At 39.7% G+C, this 21,019-nt stretch carries 16 protein-coding genes; 4 read left to right on the forward strand and 12 right to left on the reverse strand.

The window, feature by feature from the left end; all coding sequences use genetic code 11:
- Nucleotides 1-48: 48 nt before the first annotated feature.
- The 5 genes from EFB00_RS12605 to EFB00_RS12630 form a co-directional block, all read right to left on the reverse strand.
- Nucleotides 49-2,046 carry a peptide ABC transporter substrate-binding protein gene (locus EFB00_RS12605; protein WP_206423508.1) on the reverse strand — a complete coding sequence of 666 codons (1,998 nt, stop codon included), beginning with the start codon at nt 2,044-2,046 and terminating at the stop codon, nt 49-51.
- 533 nt (nt 2,047-2,579) lie between these two features.
- Nucleotides 2,580-3,497 carry an RNA-guided endonuclease TnpB family protein gene (locus EFB00_RS12610; RefSeq protein WP_122647237.1) on the reverse strand — a complete coding sequence of 306 codons (918 nt, stop codon included), beginning with the start codon at nt 3,495-3,497 and terminating at the stop codon, nt 2,580-2,582.
- 655 nt (nt 3,498-4,152) lie between these two features.
- A complete protein-coding gene (locus EFB00_RS13850) occupies nt 4,153-4,458 on the reverse strand; it encodes a class III lanthionine synthetase LanKC N-terminal domain-containing protein (protein ID WP_122647239.1) in 306 nt (101 codons plus the stop codon).
- Nucleotides 4,459-4,469: 11 nt separating this feature from the next.
- Nucleotides 4,470-6,062 (reverse strand): ATP-binding cassette domain-containing protein, encoded by a 1,593-nt coding sequence (locus tag EFB00_RS12625; protein ID WP_122647240.1) that lies wholly within the window; start codon nt 6,060-6,062, stop codon nt 4,470-4,472.
- A 182-nt stretch (nt 6,063-6,244) separates the two neighbouring features.
- Nucleotides 6,245-6,661, reverse strand: a complete 417-nt coding sequence (locus EFB00_RS12630; RefSeq protein WP_122647241.1) for a hypothetical protein — start codon at nt 6,659-6,661, stop codon at nt 6,245-6,247.
- 415 nt (nt 6,662-7,076) lie between these two features.
- Between EFB00_RS12630 and EFB00_RS12635 the strand changes: the two genes are divergently transcribed.
- The gene (locus EFB00_RS12635; protein WP_164709492.1) at nt 7,077-7,925 is read left to right on the forward strand and encodes an Rgg/GadR/MutR family transcriptional regulator; all 849 of its coding nucleotides are present in this window, start codon (nt 7,077-7,079) and stop codon (nt 7,923-7,925) included.
- 488 nt (nt 7,926-8,413) lie between these two features.
- Here the strand turns inward: EFB00_RS12635 and nagE are convergent, their stop codons facing one another.
- The 3 genes from nagE to EFB00_RS12650 form a co-directional block, all read right to left on the reverse strand.
- Nucleotides 8,414-10,396, reverse strand: a complete 1,983-nt coding sequence (gene nagE, locus EFB00_RS12640) for an N-acetylglucosamine-specific PTS transporter subunit IIBC (RefSeq protein WP_122647243.1) — start codon at nt 10,394-10,396, stop codon at nt 8,414-8,416.
- A gap of 11 nt (nt 10,397-10,407) precedes the next feature.
- Nucleotides 10,408-11,244, reverse strand: coding sequence for a PRD domain-containing protein (locus EFB00_RS12645; RefSeq protein WP_122647244.1), 837 nt, complete (start codon nt 11,242-11,244; stop codon nt 10,408-10,410).
- A gap of 281 nt (nt 11,245-11,525) precedes the next feature.
- Nucleotides 11,526-12,137, reverse strand: coding sequence for a hypothetical protein (locus tag EFB00_RS12650; RefSeq protein ID WP_122647245.1), 612 nt, complete (start codon nt 12,135-12,137; stop codon nt 11,526-11,528).
- Nucleotides 12,138-12,428: 291 nt separating this feature from the next.
- Here EFB00_RS12650 and msrA point away from each other — a divergent pair, with 291 nt between their 5' ends.
- Both msrA and EFB00_RS12660 read left to right on the forward strand, forming a co-directional pair.
- Nucleotides 12,429-13,256, forward strand: a complete 828-nt coding sequence (gene msrA / locus EFB00_RS12655) for a peptide-methionine (S)-S-oxide reductase MsrA (RefSeq protein WP_122647246.1) — start codon at nt 12,429-12,431, stop codon at nt 13,254-13,256.
- 173 nt (nt 13,257-13,429) lie between these two features.
- Nucleotides 13,430-13,732 (forward strand): hypothetical protein, encoded by a 303-nt coding sequence (locus EFB00_RS12660; RefSeq protein ID WP_122647247.1) that lies wholly within the window; start codon nt 13,430-13,432, stop codon nt 13,730-13,732.
- A 230-nt stretch (nt 13,733-13,962) separates the two neighbouring features.
- Here the strand turns inward: EFB00_RS12660 and EFB00_RS12665 are convergent, their stop codons facing one another.
- From EFB00_RS12665 to EFB00_RS12675, 3 genes are all read right to left on the reverse strand, one after another.
- Nucleotides 13,963-15,414 (reverse strand): PTS sugar transporter subunit IIC, encoded by a 1,452-nt coding sequence (locus EFB00_RS12665; protein WP_122647248.1) that lies wholly within the window; start codon nt 15,412-15,414, stop codon nt 13,963-13,965.
- A gap of 290 nt (nt 15,415-15,704) precedes the next feature.
- Nucleotides 15,705-17,591 (reverse strand): ABC transporter ATP-binding protein, encoded by a 1,887-nt coding sequence (locus EFB00_RS12670; protein ID WP_122647249.1) that lies wholly within the window; start codon nt 17,589-17,591, stop codon nt 15,705-15,707.
- Complete coding sequence (locus EFB00_RS12675; protein WP_122647250.1) at nt 17,578-19,317, reverse strand: ABC transporter ATP-binding protein; 1,740 nt, start codon at nt 19,315-19,317, stop codon at nt 17,578-17,580. The genes EFB00_RS12670 and EFB00_RS12675 overlap by 14 nt, the downstream gene beginning before the upstream one ends.
- A gap of 137 nt (nt 19,318-19,454) precedes the next feature.
- Here EFB00_RS12675 and EFB00_RS12680 point away from each other — a divergent pair, with 137 nt between their 5' ends.
- Nucleotides 19,455-19,748, forward strand: a complete 294-nt coding sequence (locus EFB00_RS12680) for a DUF1905 domain-containing protein (RefSeq protein WP_122647251.1) — start codon at nt 19,455-19,457, stop codon at nt 19,746-19,748.
- 87 nt (nt 19,749-19,835) lie between these two features.
- On the opposite strand, the gene queG is transcribed toward EFB00_RS12680, so the two are convergent.
- Nucleotides 19,836-21,017 (reverse strand): tRNA epoxyqueuosine(34) reductase QueG, encoded by a 1,182-nt coding sequence (gene queG / locus EFB00_RS12685; protein ID WP_122647252.1) that lies wholly within the window; start codon nt 21,015-21,017, stop codon nt 19,836-19,838.
- Between the last annotated feature and the right edge of the window lie 2 nt (nt 21,018-21,019).

The raw sequence follows: 21,019 nt of genomic DNA on the forward strand, positions 1-21,019 counted from the left end.
AAGGCTACAATCAATATTGATAGCCTTTTTTACTATTCATTCAGCTAATTATTTTGAACTTGATTCTTCTGCTTTTTTAGCGGTTTCTTCTTTTTTCGCTTCCCAAGCTTTTTGTGCTTTATCGTGTTGCTCAGTTGTTACAATATCTGATTGAACTTCCACGTATTTAAGTTTGTTTGCTGCGATTCCAGCCCAACCATAAGGTGCACTGAATGGAACGACATTCGTTACACGAGGTGTGCCACCGTCTGAGTAGATCGGTACTTGCAAAGCGTTGTCCAACAACCATGCTTCCGCGTCAGCGTAAGCAGTGTAACGTGCATTCACATCATCAGTGATTGCAGAAGCTTTATCTAACAAAGCGTCATACTCGCTAAGTTTGATAGCTTTCTTCGCGTCTGTTGAAGGATCTTTTCCTTGAACGATTGATGAAGCTTCTAAACCTAGTGTATGGATCATGTCACCTGCACGAGAATCATAGATATTCAAGTAAGATGATGGGTCAGTAAAGTCTGGACCCCAACCAGAAGCTGTTGAGATATCGTAGTCACCAGCTTGCCCTGTTGTTGCTTGATAAGTGGCAGCCAAGTATTTATCTGCGTTCAGTAAGTTGATATCTACTACGACATTTTCAGAACCAAGTGATTTTTCAATTGAGTTTTTCAATGATTTCATTGCATTGACACTCATTTCGCTTGTTTCTTGGACTGGCAAGTCAAGATGAACGGGGAATTCTACGCCTTCGCCTTCAAGTTCTTCTTTGGCTTTTTCAATATACGTCTTAGCTTTGTCGGCATTGTAATAAGCGTCATGTCCATCTGCTAGTTTTACATCGCCAAAGGCTTCTTTATCCAACGCTTGCAATTTGCTTTGGACTGTATCTCCGTAAGGTTTACCGTCGATTGATACGAATTCGCCAGGAACCAGTGTATTCCGCAAAGATGTATTCGCACCTTCGTCTCCGACTGTTTGTGCATTGTAACTCTTCTTATCGAAACCGAACAAGACAGCTAAACGGAAGTCACGGTTCAAGATTGCTTTATGAGTACTTTCCTTTTGTTTATCTGTAGTCTTTTTAGTTGCGTCGAAAGTGCCACGGTTGAAGTTAAATGTCATGTTATAAGTCGAACCACCAGTTTGTGACCATGTCACACCATCTGGGTAAGCTTTTTGCACATCTTTATATCCTGGAGAGTTAGGATATACTCGAGCAGCTGACAAGTCGCCTTTTTCATAAGATTTAAACAAGCCGTCTGGATCGCTTCCGTCATTGTACGTATATTTCACGGTATCAAGATGAACATTGTCTAAATCCCAATAAGATTCGTTTTTCGTATATTCAATAACTGATTTTGCGGTATTGTTTGATAAGATAAACGCACCGTTATATAGGATAGAATCAGGTGTTGGCTTCCCGAAATCTTTTCCTTTTGATTTAAGAAACTCTTCATTGACAGGATATAGGATTCCGTAAGTTGTTTTTGAGTTCCAGTAAGATTCTGGTTTGTTCAATGTGTATTGAAGAGTGTAATCATCCACTGCTTTTACACCGACTTTAGAGAAGTCATCTGTTTTCCCAGCCACGTAATCAGCCAATCCTTTGATACTATTGGCAACGATATATAGTGTTTCTGATTGTGTATCAGCAGCGTGCTTCAAACCGGTAACGAAGTCATGCGCCGTCACGTCAGCACCGTATTCATTTCCTTCGCTATCGACCCATGGAACACCTTTACGAATATGATAGGTATAGGTCAATCCGTCTTCACTGACTTCCCAAGACTCAGCCATGTCGGCTTTTAAATTCCCGTAACGATCATTTTCAAGCAGCCCTTCTACGAAGTTTGTATAATGGTCACTGTTTGTTTGTCGTGAAGAAAATGTATAGTCCAATGTTTCAATATCAGTCGCATAGACTGTCTTATAATCCGAAACCAACTCACTTTTTTCTGTTTTATCTCCACTTGCGTCCTTTTTCTCGTTTCCGCTACTACATGCTCCTAGTACGAACACACTTACTAAAAGCGCGGCTAGAACTTTTTTCATAGATATCCCCCTTTTTCTACCTCTCTTTGGTTCTAGATTTAAGCGAACGTTTTAAAGAAATAATAGCAAATCAATTGCGCTCAAATAAATTAGAATCAAATGAAATTATTGAAATAATACATTTGATTTTAATAGATGTCAATAGAATCCGCACAAATAATTTGAATTGTCTGAATTTTATATTTGTAACTCAATTATCTTAATTTTTTTATGGATTTTTGCTTAAAAACATGAAGTCAGACAGAAAAATAAAATAAAATTGTTTTAAATTTCAAAAAACAAAAAGCGCAACCTCTGATAAAACAGCGTTGCACTTTCGTATGAAGAATAAAAATTTTTGGTAGCTAGATTTTAACACTTATTAAAAAAAGTACAATATAAAAATATAATTTTCAGCAAAAATAAATATATATACCCAAAAAAGGTTAATTATGCACATATAAACATCTGAATTTATCTGCACACTTTTTTAATAAGTGTGTAATCTTCATAAGTTATATTGAGCTTTTCTCATATTTCTATCTGAATGTTCTTTACTCGTCCAGGATAATCTCTTTTCCATACCATTCAGCTTTATAAGACAGTTTGGTCAAAAAACGCTGCCAATCAGTGGAATAAAATATTTTCTCTGATTCTTCCTGTGATGGCAGGTTTTGGATATAGATCCGATCATATTCTCGAACTAAATGTATCGATAACTTGTCAAACAGCGCGTTTTTTTGGTTTTGGCGATGGACGTACAACCGATTGACACGCTGCTTTTGTTTTTGATAATTCTGGGCTTGCGATAACTTTTTATGCTGCTTAAGCGCCGCATGTTTTCTCACCCCTAATCGTTTTTCTGCTTTTCTTATTATTTCTTCCGTTTTTAAGATATCCAGATAGTAGTGTTCCAAACACATCTCAGGCTCGATTAGTCGTTCTCTTGAAAAGTGGATTTTGATCGTTTTATTGGTCTTTTTGATGATTGGTATATCTTCCTCACACAGAAGTGAAACATAAAATTCCTTACTATCTTCCGCTGAAATAGTTGCTGTTTTGATATTACCCTTGATTTCTCTATGTAGTTCTAACGGGATCAACGATTTCAACTTGGGCACTTTCAACATTCCATCTTGAATGTAGACTGTATGCTGCTGATTATTAGTAGTATAGGATTGCCAACGGCTGCGTTTGCTTTTGAGCTTTGGATAGCTGGCCCTTCCTTGATAGTAATTCTTGAACGCCCGATCTAAGTGCCGCTGTGCATTTGCTAAAGCTAAACTATCCACTTCTTTCAAAAATGGAAAATCTTTTTTCAGTTTTGCAGGTGACAAGCGCTCCTGCATATTTGAACCGCTTTTTAATAAAGTATTATAAGTAAATCGTACACATCCAAAGGTCTTAATCAGAAAAACTCGCTGTTCTTCTGTTGGGTATATGCGAAATCTATAGGCTTTCATCCTCAGCATAGTCAATCCCCTAATCTGTTTTAAATAAGAATATAGATAACTTTTCTTATCAAAATATTATTTTAGGGAATATAACATATATTTTTTTAAAATCCCACATTTTTTAAAGAATAACATATCACTTTGTATGATACTTCGACTATAAAAATGGTTTCTAATACCCATTAAAAAAATTCCTAGAGCTTTTCTCTAGGAATCTTCTTGTGTTCAAAATATTCATTCTTTCTCAGTGAGGTAGGGATTTTTTATTAATTCGATCCCTAAGAGATATCTTTGATCACGTCGTTCATATATATGGTATCAGCCACCATCTCAAGCTTTTGATAATACGCCCCTCACGAATCAATTCCGGTTGCTTCGATAAAAGTGGGCACAACGGAAGTAGTCAAAAAAACAAGGGACAACCAAATGAATAAACATCCTCCGCTACTTTGACCCGTCAGCCATATCTGTTATTTGGGTCCATCCTTATAAAGCCTAGTGTTCCACCCCAAAACAGCTTGGGTTCATCGATTTTTGCTGAAAGTTCAAAATCAATGAAAGTTACAGCCAAGTTTTTTCCAACAATAACATTATTATGGAACAAATCTCTAAAAACAGTCCATTTTTGTGCAGTAAACAGAGCTGTTGCCAAACATTCAAGATGTTTTTTAAATCAGCTTCCGCATTTGTTTTCTCGTGACGTCCTCCAGCAAAATACTCCGCCACCATTCAAATCCAAAAGGGCATGCTTTTTGACAGGTATCTTAAATGATGCTTGATGCTTGCAAATGACATGATACGCGTTAGCGAAGCCTTCATTAAACTCCGAAGGTAAAAATGATAGATGGATCTTCCATCCTTGATTCGGTAAAATCTGTTTGTCATTTATACAATACAACCATAATGGATCATAGTGAAACTTATAGCCATCTTCCTTAACACTGAATCGATTCAACAATTTAATAACGCTATATTCCATATTGGACTCCTTTATAGCAAAATCGATTGCGTAAAGTATTTGTCGAGTACTGGATTGTGGTGGTGAGAGACAACATACACCATTTGGTCCAGATCTCTAAGGAAATGCTCCTCGATTTGTTGGGCAGTCTGTTGATCAAGACCGGACGTGCTTTCATCTAGCAACAAAATCGATGGATGCACCAAAATAGCGCGGGCTAAAGCGACTCTTTGTCGTTGACCGCCTGACAATGTCGAACCATTAGTGGTCAAGACTGTTTGCAAGCCTTCTGGTAATTGCTCGATAACTTCTGTCAAATTAACGATGGCTAAGGCTTCTTCGATTTTGGACTCTTCAAAAGGCTGTCCTAATGTCAGGTTGAATAAAATCGTATCATGGAAAATATACGGAGCTTGAGGAACGTACAATGCTGATCGTTTGGCATCGACAGCTTTTCCTTCTTGATCCTGCCAGCGGATCTCACCTTGATAATGATCCGTGAATCCGGACATTATTTTCAACAGTGTGCTTTTCCCGCTGCCGCTTTTTCCAATGATCTTCACCTTCGCATTGTCTGGAACTTTTAATGACACTGGTGCTAACCAATTTTTGTTGCCGTCACCGCTAGTCACTCCAACCAGCTCCAAACTTGGATTGCGGACAAAATCAAAGTCTTCGTTTTGCATATCGTCTGCCAGATCCAACTCTTGATACTTGGCAAACAATGGATCGACCGCTTTGATCTTGACGACAAGACTGGACAATTGACCAAGCGACGTAAAAATCACTCCCGATAATGATCCAACCGCCAGCAGCACCCCTGGTTTTAAGATATGACCCAACACAAGAAAGCCAGTCAATCCTAGAATAATAAACTGACTTGCTACACTAAGTAATGAGGTGATCATATCGACAGTTATTTCTTTTTTCTTTAAATCCATTTGAGCTTTTTTAACCTTTTCAGAAGCTTCAGAGATCTGAAGCGGCAGTACCTTCTTTCTCTTGAATGCGGTCAAGGTATCAAAGCCGTTCAGCAAACTTTCTAAGTGATTGACAAAACGCTCGTTTTCTAATGTAAGAGCTAATGATGATTTTTCGATCATCCGCTGCACGATTTTAGGCAAAAAGGTCAAGACAACTGCCAACAGAAGCGACGCCACAACTAAGGACCAATGAAAATACAAAAATGCGGAAACCGGAAAAATGATACCTGTTAGATAAAGCACAAAATTGTAAACCACTTGGATCCCTTTTTGATCGATCTGTTCGATATCATTCGTTAACCAAGAAGTATATTTTCCGACAGGTCCATTTTCATGAAACTCATCATAAGAATAATGCGCGATCCCTTTAGCCAAATCGCGACGCATCCGTACATTCATTTTCTGGATCCCCAAAACTTCAAAATAATCTCCCATAATTGAGAAACTGATATTCGCTACAGATAACAGTATGTTTATCCCGATCCACATAAGAAATTCTGTTCTCGAATAATCGATCAGGCTATTCGCCAGATTACCGATCGCGACTTGTCGAATAGTTGAAACGGACATTGTAAGAATGATCAAGAGAAATATAAAAAGAACCAGCTTTCTCTCCATACGGAAATATTTTTTTATCGACACTGTGATCCCTCCAAAGCCTATAGTTTAAAAAGAAGCTGTACCCAAATTTGATTGGATACAGCTTTTCATTTACTACCCGCCAGATTTGCAATAAGCGGGTATTCATCTGTTTGATCCGTGTAAGACCGAAAAATCCAATATATTAGCTAGACAGTTTGTTCAAATCTCGGATATGGCTGACATCAAGAATGGAGATTGACAGCCCCTGCTGATTTACAATGAATTATAATATTTTCATCCAGAACAATATCTATTTTTCCTGAAAATGAGTCATTCTCAGAATATTGATTCAGGTCTGCCAATGTTTTTATTTTTTTCTTGTTGAACTTTTTGCTTACTTTTGTTGCTTTACGTACTTTTCTATTGATTTCTGATTTTCTCATCTCCAACTCTGCCTTCTTATCTGCCAACGTTTTCAGTTTTTCCTTGTTGAACTCTTCGCTTACTTTTGTTGCTTTACGTACTTTTCTATTGATTTCTGATTCTCTCATTGCCAACCCCGCTTTCTTATCTGCCAACGTTTTCAGTTTTTCCTTGTTGAACTCTTCGCTCACTTCTAGCGCTTTACGCACTTTTCTATTAATTGCCGATTTTCTCATTGCCAACCCCGCTTTCTTAACTGGCTTTTTGTAAATATTGAAAACTAAACGGTTGCTGCTTTTTGGGAGTTTTAGTAACTAAATAAGGTTTAAAGTAAAAAAATAACTAGCTAAGCTCACTTCCTGTTGCTGATTGTTAGGGCCACAACATTTTAGATCACTTCAGCTAGCAGAATAGCTGCAAAAGACCGATAGATTCTTCTCTTTCCAACCTGCTTGCGGTTATAAGGGAAACTTCCAAACTCACAAAGATAGTAAAAAACCATCGCTGCTATCTTCTTTTACTGAAAAATATGAATATATACTCCAATAATTGTTTGAATATTCTATCATTACCTGTATAATAGCAGTTACCAAAATAACTGACGTTTTTTGTGACGAAATGTTCCCTATTTTTTTGAGGAGGCGAATGAACATGGAGCAACATATACTACTAAGAAAATTGAGAACAGATCGTAAACTGTCTCAAAGTTTTTTAGCCAAAGGCATCACTACCCGAGAAGCCGTCACCAGATTTGAACACAGGGGATCCCATATAGCTTCGACTACCTTGTTTCTCTTTTTAGAAAAAATGAACATTTCTCCCGAAGAGTATTATTTTTTGCTGAATGATTGCAAATTGACGGAAAAGCAGCAAATCAATCTCGAAGGAGCTGCCTATATAAATCACCCTAATGAACAAGCGGCCTATTTAAAACGGCTGGAAACTGCCTTTTTCAGTTCAAGTGACCCCTTCTATTCATTGATCAAAGCTCAATACAAACTATTGTACGCTAAGTTCAATGATGGTACTGAACAGCTTTTAGACTGCGAGAATGACAGACAGACGATCATTACTTATTTGAACAGGATCGAGGATTGGGGCTGGTTCGAACTTTCCTTATTTTCCAATCTGCTCTTTATCTTCGAGTCTTCCTATATCATAGATACTTTCAAGGTGACTATTAAAAAAATGCGGATGTATTCTCAGCATCCCTCTTATAAAAAAGGCGTTTCTTTTTTTATAAACAACAGCCTGATCCTGTTTTTGAGTCGAAGGGAATATGACTATATCGATGTGATTTTGCCTTATCTTGATGAACTGACAAAAGACATAACCTACTGTAATGAAAGATTTGCTTATTTGATTTTCAAAAAGATCGCCCACGCTAGAGAAAATTTCAAATTAGCTGATATTCAAAAAGAATTGGAGATGCTCTCCGCTTTAGGTTATCAACAAAAAGCAAACCAAGTGATCCATCAGCTTTCCTCTTTGCTTCCATAACTAGTATTTCCGAGCTGCTCGTTTTTTGTGGCCTTAGCTTAGTTGAGTATTTTTGACTCCATTCTTCGATTCTCCCCCACTGTCATCGTTCTTATTTTTCTGGATATTGGTCCGTTTGTCTTAATAGTAGAAGATGATTTAATTACTACCATATATGATAATGGTTCGACGCGATGGAGCTTCATTTTATATAACGGCTAATACATTCCAATTGAATACAGCATGTTGCCAGTGAATATAAAGCATTTGATAGGGAATATAAACTTAACACTTTTATTTTAGCAACTTGAAAGTGATATGAAAGGCATCAAAAAGACTGATAGATCAGTTTTTTCGTTGCCTTAAAAATATAAATCTTTTTAATATATTAAAAAAACATCGAAGTACGGTTTAGCACGTACTTCGATGTTTAAGCATAGGATTACGTTTGATCTGTTTGTTGATTATTTATTGATCAGATAAAAATAATGTTGAAAGCTATTCCTCGATCACTTGCTTTTTACACTGCCGATCACTTCATTGGCTTTTACCAAGCTGCCAGTCTCAATCGATAACGTATCAACTTTGTCAGCATTCGTAAAGACTACGATCATATCTGATTTTTTATTTGCTTTTTGTAATTCAGCTAGATCGACCAACGCGATCATCTGTCCACGGGCAACTCGTTGTCCTTCTTCTACATAAAGTGTAAATGGTCCGCCTTTTAGGTTCACGGTATCGATCCCCATGTGTAACAGAACTTCGATGCCTGAATCGGTTTTGATGCCGACAGCGTGTTTTGTTGGGAAGATATTCATGATGGTACCTGCGATCGGCGCAAAGATCTCACCACTTGTTGGTAGAACAGCAAAACCGTCTCCCATCATTTTTTGTGAAAAGACATCATCTGCTACTTCTGTGACTGCAACCATTTGACCGTTTGCCACTGCAAAAATATCTTGGGTTTGTGGACCGGTTACGACTGTTTCAGTTTCAACAACAGCAACGGTTGGTTTTTCAACGGCTTTACCGATTCCACCATGAAGTTTCGCCATTTCGTCAGCTACAAACTGGACTTCCGTTCCAACGATCACCTGGATGTTTTTGCCATCAATAACTTTTACTCCCGGTACGCCGGTAGCTTTGATTTTTCCTTGGTCGACAGTTGACGTATCATTTACTTGCAGACGCAAGCGTGTCGTACAATTATCAATAGATGTTACATTTGCAGCTCCACCCAAAGCATTGTAGATTTGATTTGCCAGTGTTGCAAATTTACTGTCGCCAGCGGCCACAAACTCATCTACATCTGTTTCTGCTTCACCGGCGCCTTCTTCACGACCTGGTGTCATCAAATTGAATTTCTTGATCACAAATAGGAACGTAAAATAGTACACAATTGCCATGATCAATCCTAGAACTAATAACATCAATGGTTGATTAGCGATCGGTACGCGCAGACTTAAGAAAAAGTCGATGAATCCAGCACTAAAGTTGAACCCTGCTGTCCAATGGAAGGTTGCCGCAATAAACATAGAGATCCCAGTCAATACAGCATGGACAACATATAAAGGCCAAGCGACGAACATAAATGAAAATTCTAATGGTTCAGTCACCCCAGTAAAGAAAGAAGCAAATGCAGCTGCTAACATCAATGAAGCAGTCACTTTCTTCTTCTCTGGACGGGCACATTGGTAAATCGCCAACGCGCCAGCAGGCAAGCCAAACATCATTACTGGGAAGAAACCAGCTTGATACATGCCGGTAACGCCTTTCACGCCTTCACTTGCCCAGAATTTACCGATATCATCGATCCCTGCCAAATTAAACCAAAACACGTTGTTCAACGCATGGTGCAGACCAGTTGGGATCAGTAATCGGTTGAAGAACCCATAAAGACCCGCTCCTAATGCCCCCATGCCGGAAATCAATTCACCAAAACTTACTAACGCGTTGTAAACTGGCGGCCAAATAAAGATCAATAAAGCAGAAATAATTGCCATTAAACCAGCTGTTACAATCGGCACTGCGCGCTTTCCGCTGAAAAAAGATAACGCCATCGGTAATTTCACACTGCTGAAACGGTTATACATTGCACCGGCGACTAAACCAGCTAGGATCCCGATAAATACATTTTTATTATTGATTGCGCCAAATGCGACATTGACTTTTTCTACATCGACTTTGGTAAACAATGCCACAGAAGCACTATTGACCAATGTAACAGGTGTCAAAAACGCCACCAATCCGGCTAGCGCAGAAGCGCCATCTTTGTCTTTTGACATTCCCAATGCTAAACCGACTGCAAATAAAATCCCTAAGTTATCTAAGATCGTGCTGCCAGCTTTGATCAAAAAGGCAGCCAAAATATTGTTGCCGCCCCAGCCGCTTGGATCGATCCAATAACCGATACCCATGAATAACGCGGCTACTGGCAATGTTGCTACTGGTAACATCAGGGAACGACCCATCCGTTGCATATATGCTTTCATCTTCTTCTCTCCTAGTCCTTTGCCCCTCGCAAGCGTTCGATATGAATGACTAAATAGCCAAGCTCTTCACTTGTCGTAGACATTTGATATTGTTTCGTTAAAAGTACCCGGATTTTTTTGGCAACTGCATAGCTTTCCGGATATTTGCGTTTAACCATTTCGACGATTTCTTCATCTAAAACGGCATATTGTTGGTTGTGGTAACGTTGCAGCAATAAGCGGAGATGATTCGCCAATCGCGAATAATTCAACGCCATTTGTTCTGAATGGATATCGATCATAAGCTCTTTTTCGATCAACTGGATGATTTCTGAAACGATCGTGACTTCACGAATACTGCGATGATTGCTAGTTTGTCCGCTGCGACCGCTGTGGATATGGATCGCAATATAACCTGCTTCATCATAGGTATAAGGAATCGCCAATTCTTTATTCAAATAGTCTACTGCCCATTGAGCGATACTGAATTCCTCGCTATACAAAACTTCGATCTCTCGCAGTAATTTATTGCGGATCACAATACCGTTTTGTATATTTTCAGCAGCAAAAGCAATATGATCTGTCAATGCGATCAATACATGCTCATTCAGCTTTTCCATTAAAACGGTCTCCGCGTGATCAATTATATGTTCCGCGGCAAAGAGAAATTTCTCATCGATCTGATTCAGCAAGCTTTGCAGTTTCATTTGTCCTTCCGGTTCCATAACGAACATCCGCTCGATCTCACGATGGAAAATCAGATCGTTGCGCTTTTTATCGAACCCAACACCTTTACCGATCGCGACTTTTTCTTGACCGTCGTCATCAACTAAGACCGCGTTTTGATTCAAAATCTTTTTGATTTTCATAATAAGAATCCTTTTCTGCAGAATTAAACTTATTTCATTAACTGTTTTCTTCATCAACACCTAGGATTGCTGACAAAAAAAGCATGGAAAAATCCCGTGATAAGTCTCCCTATCGACGAAATCTTTCCATGCCTAGTATAACCTAGTCACATGAAACAATATGTTAACGGCTCTAATTGTATAGACCAAAAAACCATTTGTCAATACCTTTTATTACTTTTTTATTATAAGAATAAAGAAAGCGGAATTATAGCATTTTATTGCGATCGGCTTTGGATAATCTATTCAATAACTTTTAAAAGATCTTGTCTATACCCTACTGGCTGCTCAATACCAGCCAAGCCGTCAGCAGATGCTCCAGCTAGATAGTGTTGCAGCTGCCCACAAGATCCGTCAAAGACTACCTCTAATTCTGTCAACTGTAAAAAATCTGCTGGATGCATCAGAGAAGGTCGTTTCGGCAAAGTAACTGCTTGGGCGTTTTCCAAAATTTCACTAACGAATTGAGAACAGAAAAAATGCCAAGGACGCTTATTCTCGATGTTCAATCTACATAAAAAAAGACCTAATAAATTGTAACGATATCTGTTACGCATAGTAAGCATAGCAAAAATCTGCTGTTGTGCTAATTGTAAAGAACGCTGGTCTACCGGCAAACGTAATAATAAACAAGGCGTATGGGGATGATTTTTATAAAAACCCGACGCGATATTCTCTTCAATAAACCCTGCAGGCAACGGAAAAAGCGGCTGTGTGCGGGCAAAACTATACATTTTTGTCAGCTTAGGGTCAAATACCAAAGCAATATGCGTAAATGTTTCCGCAGTACTAAAGCGAATCATTTTTGAAGTATAAGTTTCTGTCGAACTTAAAAAAAGATATATATAAGGCATAGTCTGCCTCCTGTTCAAATTTAAATGTTGAGTCTCTTACGGAAAAAACCGCTGATATCCTCAGTTATTAGATAAAAAAGTAGCTCAAGCATAGCAAATAATGTCAAAAAAACATAGAGTTTTCGAAATATTTCATCTTCTATGGTAAAAAGTTCATTTTTTTATTAGCAAAACAATAAACTTACTCACAAAAAGAGCTTTGATTGGGCTGCGAATGCTTTGATAAAGTATAGTAACAGTAAGAAATAGTGAAGTTGTTGGGAAGAACAGCTAGATTGAGGAGGAGTTACGTTGACAAAAAATAAGTCTGAGATACTAACCATGATTTATAACTTGATCATCAATCCCAATACTCGCGAATGGGAGCGCCAGAAACTGATCGAGACTAAAAACAAATTGAAAAACGATCGATTGTTTTGGTCCGAGATTGAAAATTTAGAAGCTGTCTTGCGCCCTTTAGCTATCAGAAATAACCTTACTCCCGACGTCAGTGATTTTTATTTGAAAATCACTGACGATTCTAACGATGTAAAAAACTTTGATTGGTCCAAACACAAAATAACGGATCTCAACTATCAGGAGCAGGCAGTTTTTGCCGGCGGCTGTTTCTGGTGTATGGTACAACCTTTCGAAACCAAACCAGGGATCTTGTCCGTATTATCTGGATACACCGGCGGACACATTCCAAATCCTAGCTATGATCAAGTCAGCAGCGGCACGACAGGACATGTGGAAGCTGTCGAAATTATTTTCGATAAACGGATCATAAGTTATGAAGAGTTGGTGACACTATACTTGCAATTAACTGATCCGACAGACAGCTTCGGACAATTTCAAGATCGCGGCGATCAATATCGGCCGATCATTTTTGTCCAAAATGAAGCGCAGAGACAGATCGCGGAAAAATCCAAAAAAGAATTACAGGAATCAGGTAGATACAGTCAGCCAATCGTAACTGAAATCAAAAAAGCCATCACCTTTTGGCCAGCAGAAAATTATCATCAACAGTTTTATAAAAAACAGCCAAAAAGATATAAACGAATCAAACACCAGCGACAGCAGCTCTTGAATTACCAACGGCTGATGAATAAGTTGCAGAGAACGTTTAGAAGAGGATAAATGTTGTCAGCATACAAATGAGTCTTAATTTAAGATCTATATAAAATATACGAATGAAAAAAATTGAAAACTGCTTTACATTCACTATCTTTCTTATCTAATCCAATATAGATGAAAAAGAAGTATCTATGTGATTATGCTTCGGAGCATAGTTATTAAAAAGGAGGAACATTATGATCAAAGTTGTTTTTACATATAGAACAGCCAAAGAAAATTTACCTGAATTAATGGATAAATTTGCCGAATCCGCGAATAACCCCAAATTTATATCGGATGTAACAAGCAGTAAAATTGATATGTTTAAAAGAACAGATGGTGATTATGTCTATGTGGTGTTAGACATCTATTATAATTCACGTGAGGATTATGAAACGAGGACGAGATTTGAACGGAGTTTAGCCGAATGGAACGAGATTTGGTTCTCACCTAACAATAAACATGAAGAGATCAGTGTAGAGGTTTTTGATATTCTATAAAAGTTTTTGTTTGATTTTTATAGCATTAACAGATTTTGCCTATCCAGTAATAGACACCTAGGCTAACCTTTTTTCGACAAAACAACTCCTTGTCATATGAAGATGGTAACAAAATTGACAAAATTCCTATACTTTGAAAATTAATACTTACAAAAAAACAAACCGAGTCCTTTTTGAAAGGGTCTCGGTTTGTTTTTCCCACTCAGTTTTCAACTATGATAATATCTCAATCAATCCATCGAGATATCGTAAGATTTTTCATCTTCTTTGACTTTCGCTTCTTTTTCTTCTACCAAGCTAGGGTCCATTTTATTAGCTGCTAGTATGAATGGTGTCCAAATCAATGCAGCAACCGTTAAGTTGACCAACGTCAATACGATAGCACGCCAGTCTCCAGCGGTCGCTAAGAATCCACTAAGAACTGTCGGCATTACCCAGATCACATTCACTACGACCGGACGAACCAGTCCTGTCATTGTCGCAAAATAAGCGATAGTTGCGGTTGCTAACGGTGCTAAGATGAATGGGATCATCATCAACGTATTCAACACGACAGGTAAACCGAACATCACCGGCTCATTGATATTGAAGAGACCCGGTGCGATCCCTAACTTACCGACTGTTTTGTAATCTGCACGTTTAGAAAAGAGCAAAATTGAGATCAGTAACACTAGCGTTACACCAGCGCCGCCTGGCCATACAAATGCTTCAAAGGATCCGGCAACCCAGCGGAACGGAATCGGTTCACCATTTTGGAACGCATTCGTATTTTCCACCATTGCAGTACCATAAAGAGTTTGAAGTACCGGTGACATGATATTAGTGCCGTGAAGACCGAAGAACCATAATACATGGACTAATAACACGATCACAAAGACTGCGCCATACCCTTGTGAAAGATTCATCAACGGACGTTGGATCATGTCTGAGATCCAATCGATCAATGGCATACCGACTGCTTGTCGGAAAACATAATGAATCGTTCCGACTGTGTATAAAGCGACTGCCGCAGGAATGATCGCCGCAAATGCTTTAGAAACAGCAGGCGGTACAGAATCAGGCATCCGAATAATGATATTTTTACGAATCAAGAATGCAAAAATGATAACTGAAATAAAACCAAAGATCATTGCAGTGAAAAGACCTGAACCTCCCATATAGCGCCCAAAGTTAAAGTAACCCCAAGCTCCTAATGTTAACGATTGTCCGCCTCCCTCAACTGCTTCTAATACACCGCCAGCCTCTGAAATCATTTCTGCTGTTTCTGGATTCAACGTTTCCGGCAATGTCAAAACAGCTGAAGCTGCATCTGGTAAACCAATAATAAATGCGACTGTCGAAACGATACTTCCAGAAACTGGGTCGACTCCATAAGCACGTGCTAAGTTTGCTCCCAATGAAATCGCAAAGACCACCGCCATGACTGCGAGAGTTCCGTTCCAAATCAAACCATTCACGCCGATGACCGGTGTGAAGAAATTCGTAATAGCATTATCAGGACCTATATATGTATTCGGAAAGTCCCTCATAAAAGCGTTCAACAGCACAGCGATGGCACCAGCCATAGTTGCCGGCATCGTACCGATAAAAGCATCTCTTAGCGCCACTAAATGTTTTTCGGAGCCGATCTTTGCCGCGATCGGCAAGATATAGCGCTCCATCCAATTCATTAACCCTTCCATTGTTTGTCCTCCTCTTTAATCTGATTCCTTCTTTCCTTAAAATTCTACGTGACAATAAATCCTTACAATAACATATATACTATTTAAAAAAACATCTGTCCTCCTTTTGTATTTTTATATATTTATTATTGTATTATCATTTTATCATAAATTATTAATTTTATAAAACGTTTACATCTTTTTAAAATAACAAATATTCTGTAACAGACTATATAAAATCAAAAAAGAAGACCGTTCGGAGAGAGTCAGATAAGATCCGACTTTTCTCCAAACGGTCTGCAAATGAGCAATCAATCCAGCTCCAATGCGCCTGTATATAATTGATAGTACACACCTTTTTCAGCCAATAAACTGTCATGATCCCCACGCTCAATGATCCTTCCATGATCCAAGACCATGATGACATCGGAATTTTTGATGGTAGACAATCGGTGGGCAATGACAAATACTGTACGTCCTTGCATCAAGGAATCCATCCCCCGCTGAACGATCCCTTCTGTCCGGGTATCGATACTGCTGGTAGCTTCATCCAAAATCATAACCGGCGGATCAGCGATGGCTGCCCGAGCAATCGCCAATAATTGGCGCTGGCCTTGAGATAGGCCTTCACCATCGCCAGTGATCACTGTATCGTACCCATCAGGAAGATTCGCAATAAAGTCTTCTGCATTGGCAAGTTTGGCGGCATTGATCACATCTTCATCGGTAGCATCCAATTTTCCATAACGGATATTCTCTCTGACAGTTCCGGTAAACAAATGGGTATCTTGCAAAACGATCCCCAATGAACGACGCAATGAGTTTTTTTGGATCTTTTTGATATCGATCCCGTCATAACGGATCTTTCCTTCTTGAATATCATAAAAGCGATTGATCAGATTGGTGATTGTGGTTTTTCCGGCACCGGTCGCTCCAACGAATGCAACTTTTTGACCAGGTTTTGCATATAGATTGATATCTTTCAAGACCATTTGATTGTCGTTGTATCCGAAATCAACTGATTCGAATACCACGTCCCCGGTGACTTCCGTGTAAGAAACACTGCCGTCTTTTCTCGGATATTTCCATGCCCAAGTGCCTGTACGGGTTTTTGATTCGATCAAATCCCCCGCTTCTTTTTTTACATGAACCAGTGTAACCTTACCGTCATCGACTTCTGGCTCCTCATCCAATAGTTGGAAAAGTCGTTCCGCGCCGGCTAACGCCATGATAACAAAATTGATCTGTTGAGAGATCTGTGCAATCGGATTGTTCAATGAACGACTCAGCTGTAAGAAAGAAGCCAATTGCCCAATCGTCAGCTGGATCGCTCCTCTAACAGAGAGTAATCCTCCTACCACAGCAATCAAACAATATTGGATATTCAATAAATTCATCATGATCGGCATCAACGAGTTTGCATGGACGTTGGCACTGGTAGCATTACGGCGCAACTCTTCGTTCAATTCATCAAAACCTGTGATAACTTTTTGTTCATGATTAAAAACTTTGACTACTTTTTGCCCGTGGACCATCTCTTCGATATAACCATTCAGCTTTCCTAACGAATGCTGTTGCGCACCAAAATAACTGCCCGCTTTTCCAGAGATGATCCGAATCATGATCATCATGAATGTGACTGAGACCAGAACGATCAGCGTCATTGGCACACTCACAGAAAACATAGCGATGAAAACTGCGATAAACGTGACAAAAGCGGCAAATAAATTGGGGATACTTTGAGAGATCATCTGACGCAACGTATCGATATCATTGGTGTAATAACTCATGATATCCCCTTGGGTCCGCTGATCAAAATAACGGATCGGCAGTGTTTCCATATGAGTGAAAAGGTCGTCACGGATTTTTTTCTGTGTTCCTTGAGAGACTGTCACCATGATAATATTGAACAGCCATGTAGCTAAAATACCCGCCAGATAGATTGCACCCATACGGATAATAGCTGTCAGCAATCCAGAGAAATCTCGACTGTTACCTTGGAGGATCGGCGTGATATAGTCATCGATGACAGTTTGCAAAAATAATGAACCGCGAACATTCGCAAAAGCAGAAAATAAGATACAGATGACTACTAACAAAAGCTGTAATTTATAATCCTGCCACATATAGCGGAACAATCGTTTTAATGTCGCTGTTGGTCGTTCAGAACGTCTAGTATACGGCTTAATTCGCTTCATGACTGCCAAATCCTTTCTGTTGAGTGTCATAGATTTCCTGATAGATGGCGTTTTCTTTTAATAATTCATCATGGGTACCGATACCGTGGATCATCCCTTTGTCCATAACGATGATTTTATCCGCGTCAGAAACAGAAGAGATCCTTTGGGCGATGATAAAGGTTGTGGTTCCTGGGATCTCTTTTTTCAAGCCTTGTCGGATCAATGTATCGGTTTTGGTATCTACCGCTGAAGTTGAATCATCTAAAATCAGGATCTTCGGTTTTTTCAAAAGCGCGCGAGCAATCGTCAATCGCTGCTTTTGACCACCGGATACGTTCGACCCGCCTTGAGCAATCGGTGTTTGATATTTTTCAGGAAATTCTTGGATAAAAGGATCAGCTTGAGAGATCTTAGCCATTTTCTCGATTTCTTCTTCGCTGGCGTTTTCATCTCCCCAGCGTAAATTGGAAGCAATCGTTCCCGAAAACAGGACGTTGTTTTGCAAGACCATCGAAACATTGTCCCGTAAAGTGACCAGATCGTAGTCTTTCACATTGACGCCCCCTACCAGCACTTCGCCGCTGGTAGCATCATAAAGCCGTGGGATCAATTGTACCAATGTAGATTTCGAACTCCCGGTACCGCCGATCACTCCGATGACTTCTCCGGCTTCGGCTTTGAAGGAAACATGTTTCAATGCCAATTTTTCCGGATCGTTGGCATAACTGAAGCACACATCCTTAAACTCAACAGCACCATCAGAGATTTCGGTTAATGCTTTTTCATTATTTGCCAGATCGCTTTCTTCATCCAATACCTCTACGATCCGTTCTCCACTGGCACGGGCGATCAAGATCATGACAAATATCATTGAAAGCATATTTAAACTCATCAATGTCTGCATCGCATACGTAAACATACTCACCAATTCACCGGTAGTCATCTGTGCATCGACTACTAGATGCGCCCCCAGCCAGGACAGCAAAAGCATCGTCGCATACATACAAAATTGGAGCAATGGCGCATTGAAGGCTACTGTACGCTCTGCTTTTGAGAATGTATTGAAGATCTCAGCAGAAACGTTTTCGAATTTTTCCCCTTCATGCTTTTCACGAACATAGGATTTTACCACCCGGATCCCTTGCAGGTTTTCTTGGACAACGTTATTCATTTTATCGTAAATCCGAAAAACCTTTTCAAATAACGGATGGGCGATCCGTACGACGATAAACAGCCCTACTGCTAAAATCGGCAGAACAATCAAAAAAGTAGATGCCAGCTCAGCATTGATGGAAAATGCCATGATCAATGAAAAAATCAGCATCAACGGACTGCGAATCAGCATCCGGATCACCATTTGATATGCATTCTGAACATTCGTTACATCTGTGGTCAACCGAGTCACCAGACTGTTGGTAGAAAAACGGTCGATGTTGCTGAAAGAATAGCTTTGGATCTTACGGAACATCGCGCCACGCAGATTTTTCGCAAACCCCGCCGAAGCGATCGCCGCGAACCTCCCTGATAACGTTCCCAAAACTAAAGCAAGCAATGCACAAACTAATAAAATCGCGCCATAAAACAAAATCGCCTGCTGGTCGCCTTTTTCAATCCCCCGGTCAATCAGCATCGCGATCACTAATGGAATAATAATATCTAACGCGCACTCCCCTGCAACAAAAAGCGGAGTATAAAAAGTAGGACGCTTGTACTCGCCCACATGTTGTACTAATTTTTTTAACATATCTATCCTCCTTTTATTATTAAGTATAAACTATTTTTACATAACTGGGATGAAAGAAGTATTGAAAAAATGACTTATAAAGACTATTTCTTTTTCTCAAGAAGTTGCTATAATACAGAAAACAGGAGGGAAAAAGTATGAGTGAAAAACAATACTCTTTTGAATCAAAGATTTATTCTTCCGAAGTGGGCAAAGGCGGCGCCTATGTTATCTTTCCCTATGACGTGCGTCAGGAATTCAATAAAGGCCGCGTAAAAGTCCATGCCACTTTCGATGAAGAACCCTATGACGGCAGTATCGTCAACATGGGCATAAAAAATCCTGACGGCTCCATCTGTTACATCATTGGAATCAGAAAAGATATTCGTAAAAAAATCGGCAAAGATATCGGCGACACCATCCAAGTTACTATCCAAGAGAAGATTGAATAAGCAATAGTTACAAGAAAAAGACTAATGATCAATAAAGCGACCCTCAGAAGTTAGGTAAAATGAGGGTCGCTTTATTCTTATTCTATATTACTTGTCATCTTTTCGACGTTTTTTCTTATTGGCATTTTGCAGCTGCAGGATCGCTTGTTCCATTTCATACGCAGCCTCTGGATCTTCTTCTTTTGCCAATAGCTGCTCCAGCTGATTGATCCACTGATCCGGTTCTTTATTTCCTAATCTGCCGATCGCCCATGCTGCCGTACCTCGGATCACCGGCCGCACGTCTTCTTGGGCGCATAATAAAATTTCCGGCAGTGCACTGCGGTCCCCAAGATTGGCTAATGCGATGATCGCGTTTCTCTGTAGCGGTTTTTTCCCTCGCCAAGACCCAGCCAAATGACCGAATTGGAGTTTGAAACCTTTATTGGATAATTGAAGCATCGGTTTTAGTTTTGGATAGACTGCATCCACTTCCGGTTCCATTTCTTCATGAAAATGGAAATCTTTGCCTTGATTGTAAGGACAAACCAACTGACAAATATCACAGCCGTAAATGACGTTGCGGATCTTCTTCCGGTATTCTTCCGGCATCATCCCTTTAGTCTGTGTTTGATAAGATAGACAGCGCTGTGCATTCAAGCGTCCGTCACCCAATAATGCTTTTGTTGGACAGGCAGTCACACACCGAGTACAGTCCCCACAGCCGAACGGCACTGGCTCATCTACTTCAAAACGGATGTTGGTTACGATCTCACCTAGATAAACAAAAGAGCCGAACTCTTCTGTGATCAATAAACCGTTCCTTCCGATAAATCCCAGACCCGCACGCTGCGCCACTGCTACGTCTACCAACTCGCCGGTATCCACTTGCGGGGCAAAGCGCCAGTTTTCTTGTTCTTCGATGCTTTCTGCTTGTGTTTTGATAAATTCGATCAATTTTTCTAAGCGATCTCGTAAAATATTATGATAATCGATCCCCCAAGAAGCTCTTGCAAACATGCCACGTTTTTCATCCCGCGGGACTTCCTGATGCATTTTCGTTGGATAAGCTAAAGCGATGGCAATGATTGTTTGCGGATTTTCAAACGTTTTTTCCGGATAGATTCTTTCTTCTACTACTTGATGTTCAAAACCGGAGTTATAGCCCCGTGCCCGCTGTTCATGCAGTGAAGCTTCTAATTCATAAAAAGGCTCCGCGGAAGCGAATCCGATTTTATCGATCCCGATGCGCTTGCTTTCTGCAATGATTTTTTCTTTTAACGATTGCATGC

The sequence above is a fragment of the Enterococcus mediterraneensis genome (genome assembly GCF_900604485.1).
GTDB lineage: Bacteria > Bacillota > Bacilli > Lactobacillales > Enterococcaceae > Enterococcus_C > Enterococcus_C mediterraneensis.